The organism is Pseudoalteromonas rubra (genome assembly GCF_000967655.1).
In the GTDB taxonomy this organism is placed as follows: domain Bacteria; phylum Pseudomonadota; class Gammaproteobacteria; order Enterobacterales; family Alteromonadaceae; genus Pseudoalteromonas; species Pseudoalteromonas rubra_A.
This window is the reverse complement of sequence record NZ_JXYA01000036.1, coordinates 55584-65404: the sequence shown is the minus strand read 5'-3', so window position 1 is coordinate 65404 and position 9821 is coordinate 55584. Positions and strand designations below refer to the sequence as shown.

The following is a 9821-nucleotide window of genomic DNA, read 5'->3' as shown; positions in this document are numbered from 1 at the left end:
TTCAAACTTTTCTTTTGCCATGACGGAACCTATAAGTTTTGTGTATCTAGATTACATATAAAAATAATCCACACGCCACAACGGCGGCAGACTAGAATTATTAAGTACAATTATAAATGTTTTTATGACAAATCAAAGGAAGTATTTAGGAAGATCCGAAGACTGGTGCTGATAGGCAGATTTGAACTGCCGACCTCACCCTTACCAAGGGTGCGCTCTACCAACTGAGCTATATCAGCACACCAGAAAACTGGAGCGGGCAGCGGGAATCGAACCCGCATCATCAGCTTGGAAGGCTGAGGTAATAGCCATTATACGATGCCCGCTTTAGGAACCTGTTCTTAACTACCTCTAACCGTCAAGAATAAAGTGGTGGAGGGGGCTGGATTCGAACCAGCGAAGGCAGTGCCGTCAGATTTACAGTCTGATCCCTTTGGCCGCTCGGGAACCCCTCCACGTCAAAAATTCTTGTCTAAAGCGTTGCTGTTTAAAAACTGGTGCCGACTATCCGAGTCGAACGGATGACCTACTGATTACAAGTCAGTTGCTCTACCAACTGAGCTAAGTCGGCACTGCTTTAGTACGGGGCGAGATATTAGAGGAATGACCGGGACTATGCAACACCCAAAGTAAAAAAAATCACAGATAATTGTTTAAATGGTCACATTTACAGCAAAAACCTGTATTGCAGGCAAATTATTATGCAAACTGCTGATATTTACGCCAGTACATCAGGCCTTGCAGCACCAAAATATCATTATATGTACTTGGCCGGGCTAAGTGTTGTTGCATTAATTCGCCATATCCGCCAGCACAAACAATCACAGGCGTGTCGTCAGACTGGCTCAAATAGTATTCCAGTGCACCCAGGGTGGCGACCAGGGCACCATTTTTGACCGCGTTGGGCGTATTGGTGCCCAGCTCAGGCAAAAATAAGCTGGTGTCATCACTGAAGACTTTCTGGGTATTACTGACCAGGCTGCTGATCATCATATCCAGACCGGGCAAGATCCAGCCACCCAGATGTTGTCCGGCTTTATTTAGCACATCTATTTTACTGGCGGTGCCACAATCGAGTATCACGCAGCTTTGTTGCGGATAAAGATGATAACAGGCCACCACCGTCAGCCAGCGGTCGACTCCTAGGTTCTCAAATTGCGGATAAGCGCAAGTTAGCCCACCCAATGTTGCACTGGTCTTAGCCTGATAATGTGGAATCGCCAGTTGCTGCGCACGTGCAATTAGCGGCGCCAAAAGCTCTCCCTTGCCCACCTGCGCAATCAGCACTTCTTGTATCTCTGACCAGGGAATGTCTGTCTCAGCCACTAAGGTGATAACGTCCCCTGCCAGCGTTGCCGTTTTCAGTGCCGTATTGCCCACATCTACCAGCAGTTTCATGATACTTCCTTACGCACTGAGATTTCGCCGCCATAATAAGTTTTAAGCTCACCATCCTGACGCAGTACCAAGCCACCTTGTAGATCAATGCCTTCACAAATACCCCGCCACTGTTTTTGCCCTGTGGTTAAAGTCACGGCTTGCTGACGATGCACATTCAGTGCATTCCACTGCTCAGTCATCACACTCAAACCATGACGCTGGTAAACCTCCAAACGCTTTTGCAGACACAAAGTCAGCACGGCCACCAGCTGATTTTTGTTCACCGCGTTTACGTGCTGACTCAGATCCGTCCAGGCCTGATCGATTTGTCCGGCAGCGCTCTCTGGCATAGCGACATTCAGCCCTATACCAATCACCAGATGACAAGGGCCTTCAACCTGGCCGTCCAGCTCAACCAAGATGCCCGCCAGCTTTTGTTCATTCAGATACACATCATTTGGCCACTTCAGTTGCACATCCAGGTCGAACAAGGCTTTAAGCGCATCGTGTACCGCCAGCCCGACGGCAATCGACAACCCCATGGCGGCCTGCATACCTTCATCGAGCTGCCAGTAACAGCTGTAATATAAGTTGGCACCAAATGGCGACTGCCACTGACGACCACGTCGGCCTCGCCCGGCCTGCTGCATTTCTGCAACCAGCACTTGCCCTTTGGGAATAGACTGGTGGGCCTGAATACGACGCATCAGCTCGCTGTTCGTGGAATCAATAATAGAGTGCACTTCTATCTGACACGGCGTGTCGCTGAGCTGCGCCCAGCTCTGACGGATCTCGGCTTCCTCTAATAAAGGCAGGCTGTTATTAAGGCGATAGCCTTTACCAGTCACCTTAAAAATGTCGATGCCCATTTGCTGTAAAGACTTAATGTGCTTAGACACCGCCGCCCGGCTGATCCCCAGCTGTTCGCCCAGGGCCTGTCCGGAAACAAATTCGCCGCACTTCAGGGCATGTAAAATGGCCAGCTTGTTGCCATCGGGTGCTTTAACCATAGTGCGCTTCCTGTATTGTAATTTCACCCTGCGGGCCTATCAGCCTGACCTCATGCTCCAGCACAATGTCAAACTGGGTAAGTATGGTGTGCTGAATATGGCAGATCACCGCCTTTAGGTCCTCACCATTGCTGTGACCTTCATTGACCAGCACCAGAGCCTGGCGCTCATACACTCTGATCCCACCCCGCTGATAGCCTTTGAGCCCGGCGCGTTCAATGAGCCAGCCCGCGGCCAGTTTGCAATGCTGCGCATCGACCGGGTAACTGGGCATGTCGGGATAGCGACTGGCTAAGGCATCGGCTTGCGCTTTGTCGACCACCGGATTTTTAAAAAAACTTCCGGCATTTGCCAGCACCTGAGGGTCCGGCAGTTTACTGCGTCGGGTTGCCATCACTTGTTCAGCGACCGCCTGTGGGGTCACCGTCTCGTGGCAGAGTGTTTTTAGCGGGCCATAGCTCAGCACAGGCTGCCACTGCTTAGGTAGATGCAGAGTCACTTCGGTAATAATAAAGCGATCTTTCAGCGCATGTTTAAACACAGAGTCGCGATAGCCAAGCTCACAAGCCGCTTTATCTAAGGTTTGCATGGTTCGGCTGGCAATATCAAAGCCCCGTACCTGATACAGCACATCGGCCAGCTCCACACCATAAGCGCCGATATTCTGGATCGGGGCAGCGCCCAGGGTGCCCGGGATCAAGACTAAGTTCTCCAGTCCGCCAACCCCTTGTGCCAGCAGATGCATCACCAGTGCATGCCAGGATTCACCGGCTGCTGCGCATACAACATAATGATTGGCTTGTTCTTCGATAGCCACGCCACGATTGGCCATTTGGATCACTGTGCCCGCATAATCGCCCAGGAACACACTGTTACTGCCCTCACCTAAAATATAAAACGGCGTACTAAAATCGTGGTCGTAAAGCTGCGCCGGATCCGTTATACGCAGCAAGGAGCTGCATGACGCCGGTAGCGAGAATGTGTGTAATGACTGCAATGACTGCACACCCGAACCCTGTAACAAATGCAAAATTGCCGCTAGTGTAGCCTATCCTTGGCTTTGGCGCATCAAGGTGTCATTTTGGCACTTAAGTGGTATAACAACGGCTCTACTCACATCATGAGCAAGGATAATAATGAAACTTTCTGCCCTAACCTTTGGTCTTGCCTTGGCAGGCCTGTCACATACCGCGCTGAGTGCTCAGGCGGTGGACGAACACACCTATGCCAACCTCAACGACGTGATCAGTACACACCTTCACCTGGATCTGGATGTCGACTTTGCAGACAAACAGCTGGAGGGTTTTGTGGAACACACACTGGCATGGCAAAACAAACAAGCCAGAACCCTGGTGCTGGATACCCGAGACCTTGAAATAGACAAGGTGATGTACCAGGGCAGTAACGGTAAATGGTACCCAGCCTCTTTTACCCTTGCTAAACGCGATGACGTGAAAGGCGCCAAACTGACTATCCGCTTTAAGCAACAAGCGAAAAAAGCCCGCATCTACTATAACAGCTTGCCACAGGCATCCGGTCTGCAATGGCTGACGCCAGAGCAAACCGCCAGTAAGTCGCATCCTTTTATGTACAGTCAGTCTCAGGCTATCCATGCCCGCAGCTGGATCCCCGTCCAGGACACCCCTGCGATGCGTGTTACCTATTCCGCTCGCGTTAATACACCCAAAGATGTGCGTGCAGTCATGAGTGCCGACAACAGTGGCGCGTTAATCAAAGATGGCGACTATTGGTTTGATATGCCGCAGGCCATTCCGCCTTATCTTATCGCCATCGGTGCCGGTAACCTCGAATATAAAGAGATGTCGCACCAAACCGCCATCTTTGCCGAGCCACAGATATTAGATGCCTCTGTTGCTGAGTTTAATGACACCCAGGCGATGATAGATAAAACCAACGCCATGTACGGCGAATATGCCTGGGGACGCTACGACTTGCTAATGCTGCCGCCGAGCTTCCCGTTTGGTGGCATGGAAAACCCACGCTTATCCTTTATAACGCCTACCGTCGTTGCAGGTGACAAAAGCCTGGTTAACCTGATCGCTCACGAGCTGGCACACTCCTGGTCGGGCAACCTGGTCACTAATGCCACCTGGGAAGACCTGTGGCTGAACGAAGGTTTTACCTCTTATGTCGAAAACCGCATTATGGAAGAAGTGTTTGGTCGTGAGCGCGCGGTCATGGAGCAAGCATTGGATTCTGCCAGACTGCGCACCGTCGTTGAGGAGTTGCCGGCACCGGATACGCGCCTGAACCTGCGCCTCAATGGTCGCGATCCGGACGATGCATTCAGCACGGTTCCTTACACTAAAGGTCAGCTGTTCCTGATCTACCTGGAGGAAAAGTTTGGCCGTAAAGTGTTTGACGCCTTTGTGAAAGGCTACTTTGACGCCTACGCGTTTAAATCGCTGACCACCGCCGAGTTTGTTCAGTATATCGAGAAACACCTCATCAACAAACATCCAGGCATAGTCAGCATGGATAAGGTCAATGAGTGGATCCACCAGCCGGGATTACCGGCCGATGCACCAAATCCAACCTCAGATGCATTTGATAAAGTAGATGCCGCAACAAAGGCCTGGTTAGCTGGTAACAGCACGCTTGAGGCCATTCCCACCACCAGCTGGACGGTACATGAGTGGCTGCACTTTATTAATAACCTGCCGCGCGACCTGGCACAGGATAAAATGGCAGCGCTGGATCAGGCATTTGGCCTGACCAACTCAACCAATGCCGAACTGGCCTTTGCCTGGTTTATGCTGGCCGTCGGCAATGGCTATGACGCCATTTACCCGGCCCTCGACAAGCACCTCAGTGGCATTGGTCGTCGCAAGCTCATTGTGCGCCTGTACAAGTCACTGGTTGCCAACGGCAAACGCGACTGGGCTTATGAAGTCTATCAAAAAGCCCGCCCGGGTTATCACCCGTTAGCACAAGGCACTATTGATGCTATCTTTGCTAACTAATTGATACCGACAAAAGTACAGCCTCATTGAGGCTGTACTTTTTCTAAAAACGCCGCGCGCTGAGCCGGACTCGCCTGTTGCCACCAGAACTCCAGCATTGCCGCTGCGTCGGGCTTGCCAGCCTGAGGGGCTGCGGGTACAGCGTCAGACAAAGCAGGTTTATCACCTTGAGGTGCCACAGGCGGTTCGACAGGTAAAGAGTCAGCATAGTCTGGCTTAGTCACCGGAGTTTTAAGCCTTTCTGCTGCCTGCGGTACTGAGCGGGTCCGCAGTTGCTCAGTCAGCGTTTTGACTGGCGTACGCGTCCCATCAGGCGCTTTAAGCCACAGCTGTGGCTGCTTTGCAAATTGCTTAGCGGCTTTAAGTGTATCGGCCCGTTCAAACTCCACGTGATAATCTCCCTGCTCAGCCACCTCAACGGTCACCCAGAACGGTTTTGACTCAATCACTTCGTGATCGTCATACCCAATCTCGTACAGGTCCGTATATTTAACGCGCAGCTGATGTCTGCCCGCTGCCAGCGACAGCTCCCGTACTTTATTAAAAAACGAGTGCTCTATTTCCTTTTGTCCAACCTGTAACGGCAGCAACTCTTCGGGAAAATATAACTGTGCCGCCAACGCTTGCCCACTGAGCAAACTGACCAGCAGAAAGTAAAAAATGCGTGTTTTCTTCATAATTCCTCTTTATTTTGTTGTTAATGTGGCTGACACTTAGCTTTGAACCTAAAACTGCAACAGAGCATTCAAGCGTTCCGTTCAGGCCATACACCTGCACTCAATGCGGTTGTCAGATGATTAAACTCTGAACAACCATTTTCGCTTGTATCTTACTCTTTGCACGCTATGCTGATCAGCTAAACTATCGTCTACAAGGAAAAATAATGAGCCAAGAAACAATTTTTACCAAGATAATTAATCGGGAAATTCCCGCCGATATCCTGTATGAAGATGATCTGGCCCTGGCATTTAAGGACATCAATCCGCAAGCCCCCTTTCATGTTCTGGTGATCCCAAAAACCCCGATTGCCACCATGAATGACATTAATGAAGAAAATGCACACCTGGTTGGGCATTTGTATCTGGTAGCAGCTAAACTGGCTAAAGAGCATGGGTTTGCAGACAACGGCTATCGCGCAGTCATGAACTGTAATAACGATGGCGGTCAGACCGTCTACCACATTCATTTACATGTACTTGCCGGTAAAGAAATGGGCTGGCCACCATACCAAGATAAGAAAAAAGTGCTAAGCTAAATTATTCTTTGTTAAAGAATGTAATTTACTAACATATTAGCAAAAACATAATTAAAATTATAAAAGTCAAAGCCTTAGTGGTTTAACTAAGGCTTTAATTCGACAACAAGATCAGAAATGCCACAATATATAGCAGAACAATCTATTTATTGATGAGATTTCTAATACAAAAGGCCTGAGTCACGTGATAGCATTGCGTAATCAGACAGAATGAGAGTGTTTTCCACATGAGCAGTACTGCATTTTTATTGCTAGACAAAGAACCTATTAACACCATAGGCGTCAATGTATTACAACCTTTACTGAAAACTCAGGGGTTGGACGTAATCACTGGGACAGATATTTCAGAAGTACCAGAGAACACTCGTTTGCTCTTCATCGAAACAGCCGCTAACGACGCCTGGGGTCAGTTAAAAGAGCAGCTCGTCAACCTCAAAGTCAGCTGTGATATTGTGCTATTCAACCTGGATGAAAACCCGGAACTGGCCAATCGCGCATTGCTCAGCGGTATCCGAGGTGTCTTTTACACCACGGATAATGCGGATGTGCTGATGAAAGGGATCCGTCTGCTGATGGAAGACCAGCTCTGGTATCGTCGCGAGATTATGTGTAATGCATTGAACCGCATGTTGCAGTTTAACAAAGATGCACTACACAAACTGACCGAAGGTGATATTGAGCCGGTGAAACTCACCAAGCGTGAAAAGGCCATTATTACTCTGATGAGTAAAGGCTCCAAGAACAAAGAAATTGCTGAAGACTTGAACATCAGCCCGCATACGGTGAAAACGCACCTTTACAGTGCATTCAGAAAAACGAAATGCCGTAACCGGATTGAATTATTGTCCTGGGCGCAACAAAATATCCCGGACGAGATCCGCTAGCGGAGTCGTCACTGCAAGCGCGATTGCAGCAGTGCCAAATTAACAACGGCACTGTTGCGCGCTTTACACCGCTTTACTGATTTCCCACTTCCTTTTATGCTAGCAAAGTCGATTTATTGCTAGGGCACACCATGCTGGATCCCAAAACTCTGTATGTCACCAGCGTCGTTATGACGGCCATGATGACACTTCTTAATTATCTGACATGGCGGGCCAACAAAGACACCCCCGGCACGGTGTTATACATTTTTTATCCTATGGTGTTGTTTGCCGGCATTATTGGGTTTGCGCTGCACAGCCATTTCCAGCAGTGGCAGACCATAGGGGTCGCCAACGGTCTGTTGTTTGCGGCATCCATGCTCCATTGCTGGGCGATCAGCCAGTTTCTTGGTGTCCGGGACAAAGCCTTTCAGTTTTATCTGATTATCACCGGGATATTGTTTTGCGCCCTGGTCTATTTCAGCGCCGTTGCACCGGGGCTCAGACAGCGCATCCTGATCTCCGATCTCCAGCATATCGCCGAAGCATTATTGCTGCTGTACTATTTTATCCGCTATGCCCATCCCCTGTATCCCAATGGCAGCATCGTCTATCTCATTGTGCTGAGCTTTATTCTGTGTGTGTTTACCGGCCGTACCTTATTAATGGGTGAGATCAACCATGCTAACCTCCTCGACAGCCCCTGGTTCACCATCACGCTGTTTTTCAATGGCGTACTGGCCCCCATTTTTTACGCCACCGGGATGGCCATACTATGTAACGAGCGGCGCGAACATAACCTCAATCGCCTGACTGAAAAAGCCCAGCAAGACCTGGAGATCCGCGGTTTGTTTCTGTCCACCGTCAGTCATGAGATCCGCACACCTCTCAACGGGATACTGGGCAGTGCGCAACTGGTGCTTAACCGTATTGGAGATCAGGCCAGCAAAGCCTACTGCGAAGCCATTATTAATTCTGCCGAGTCCCTCAATTTACTCATCGACAAGGTACTCGACTACGCCAGTCTGGAGCAAAGTGACGAGGTGCTGGCTGCCGAAGACATTGAATTTAAAAGCTGGCTGAACAACCTTTGCCTGCTGATGACCCCAATGGCCGAGCAGCGCGGGCTCACCTTTACGCTGGTATACGACATGCCCGAGCAGGTTTGCTATTACTGTGACCAACAAAAACTGCGCCAGATCCTGCTCAACCTGGTCGGTAACGCCATCAAGTTTACCGATCAAGGTGAGGTCAAGATCTGTGTCGAGCTGGTCAAAGAAGGGAATATGGAGCACCGGGTGCGTTTTAGCGTGATAGATACCGGCCCTGGCATTGAAGAAGAGGACATAGAAAAACTCACCGAGCCTTATGTGCAAAGCAGTGCCGGAAAAACCAAAGGCGGCACCGGTCTGGGACTGGCTATCACGGCACGTTTGCTGGATAAAATGGGCAGCCAGCTGGAGATCATTAGCGAGCTGGATAAAGGCAGCTCCTTCAGCTTTGACTTAACCTTAACCGTCGGAGAACTCAGCCTGGTTGAAAAGCGCCATCATAATGTCGACTACGCAACCGGTCTGGACGTTCTGTTGGTTGAAGACTTAGACCTCAATCGCAAGATTGCCATCGAATTTATGGCCATTGATGAGCACAGGATCAAGCTGGCCAACGATGGTCAAAGTGCCATTGAGCAGCTCACTAAGCATGCCTTTGATGTGGTGCTGCTGGATATGAACCTGCCAGATTTAACGGGTCAGGAGGTGCTCAAGCGCCTCAAAAACATAGCACATAAAAATCGCCGTACGCCGTTCTTAGCCTTTACCGCCAGCCTCAGCCCGGAAGAAATTAAGGAGTATCTGGCACTGGGGATCCGCGACGTTGTGGGTAAGCCAATCAAACAAGATAAACTGCGTCAGGCCATCAGTAACTCACAAAAAGCGCAAACGCCGGACATCAGCGTCGAGCTCAGTGACACTTTATATGATGAAAGCGCGGTCGCGTCGCTCAGTGGCTTTAGCGAAGATGAAGTGTCGTCGATTTATAATGAATTTGTGTTATCCGCACGCACTAAACTGCGCCACATTCAGCAGCTACTGGATGAGGACGATCAACAGTGCATCAAACTCTTGCACCGCCAGGCCAGCACGGCCTTGCAGCTTGGCTTTAATCGCTATGGCCTGACGCTTAAGAAAATTGAACGCCGACTGCTGGACAAGAAACGCTGTGACGAGGAGCTGGCAGATGCCATGGTCTTGTGGCAACAGAGCCTGGAAGCGTATTTGCAGTATGTGCGCCACCAGACCGTCGGCTGACACAAGAGGCCTAAAAGCAA

The 9821-nt window shown here is 49.9% G+C and carries 8 protein-coding genes and 4 tRNA genes; 4 read left to right on the top strand and 8 right to left on the bottom strand.

Annotated elements, in window-relative coordinates; all coding sequences use genetic code 11:
* Window positions 1–163 precede the first annotated feature (163 nt).
* The 7 genes from TW77_RS15285 to murB form a co-directional block, all read right to left on the bottom strand.
* A tRNA-Thr gene (locus TW77_RS15285) sits at window positions 164–239 on the bottom strand.
* A gap of 12 nt (window positions 240–251) precedes the next feature.
* Window positions 252–326: transfer RNA gene (locus TW77_RS15280), tRNA-Gly, on the bottom strand.
* 44 nt (window positions 327–370) lie between these two features.
* Window positions 371–455 (bottom strand) — tRNA-Tyr (locus TW77_RS15275).
* Window positions 456–495: 40 nt separating this feature from the next.
* Window positions 496–571 (bottom strand) — tRNA-Thr (locus TW77_RS15270).
* Between the two features lie 128 nt (window positions 572–699).
* Complete coding sequence (locus TW77_RS15265; RefSeq protein ID WP_046005846.1) at window positions 700–1398, bottom strand: type III pantothenate kinase; 699 nt, start codon at window positions 1396–1398, stop codon at window positions 700–702.
* A complete protein-coding gene (birA, locus tag TW77_RS15260) occupies window positions 1395–2390 on the bottom strand; it encodes a bifunctional biotin--[acetyl-CoA-carboxylase] ligase/biotin operon repressor BirA (protein WP_046005845.1) in 996 nt (331 codons plus the stop codon). Before birA ends, TW77_RS15265 begins: the two co-directional genes overlap by 4 nt.
* On the bottom strand, window positions 2383–3396 hold the full coding sequence (murB, locus tag TW77_RS15255) for a UDP-N-acetylmuramate dehydrogenase (protein WP_046005852.1): 1014 nt from the start codon (window positions 3394–3396) through the stop codon (window positions 2383–2385). Before murB ends, birA begins: the two co-directional genes overlap by 8 nt.
* Window positions 3397–3526: 130 nt before the next feature.
* Here murB and TW77_RS15250 point away from each other — a divergent pair, with 130 nt between their 5' ends.
* Window positions 3527–5374 (top strand): M1 family metallopeptidase, encoded by a 1848-nt coding sequence (locus TW77_RS15250; RefSeq protein WP_046005844.1) that lies wholly within the window; start codon window positions 3527–3529, stop codon window positions 5372–5374.
* A 23-nt stretch (window positions 5375–5397) separates the two neighbouring features.
* Here TW77_RS15250 and TW77_RS15245 read toward each other — a convergent pair whose 3' ends face one another.
* Window positions 5398–6051: a DUF2057 domain-containing protein gene (locus tag TW77_RS15245; protein WP_046005843.1), complete on the bottom strand. Its 654-nt coding sequence runs from the start codon at window positions 6049–6051 to the stop codon at window positions 5398–5400.
* Between the two features lie 206 nt (window positions 6052–6257).
* Here TW77_RS15245 and TW77_RS15240 point away from each other — a divergent pair, with 206 nt between their 5' ends.
* The 3 genes from TW77_RS15240 to TW77_RS15230 all read left to right on the top strand — a co-directional run bounded on the left by TW77_RS15240 (window position 6258) and on the right by TW77_RS15230 (window position 9801).
* Window positions 6258–6629: a histidine triad nucleotide-binding protein gene (locus tag TW77_RS15240; protein ID WP_046005842.1), complete on the top strand. Its 372-nt coding sequence runs from the start codon at window positions 6258–6260 to the stop codon at window positions 6627–6629.
* A gap of 227 nt (window positions 6630–6856) precedes the next feature.
* Complete coding sequence (locus tag TW77_RS15235) at window positions 6857–7513, top strand: helix-turn-helix transcriptional regulator (RefSeq protein WP_046005841.1); 657 nt, start codon at window positions 6857–6859, stop codon at window positions 7511–7513.
* Window positions 7514–7644: 131 nt separating this feature from the next.
* A complete protein-coding gene (locus tag TW77_RS15230) occupies window positions 7645–9801 on the top strand; it encodes an ATP-binding protein (protein ID WP_046005840.1) in 2157 nt (718 codons plus the stop codon).
* The last annotated feature ends 20 nt before the right edge of the window (window positions 9802–9821 follow it).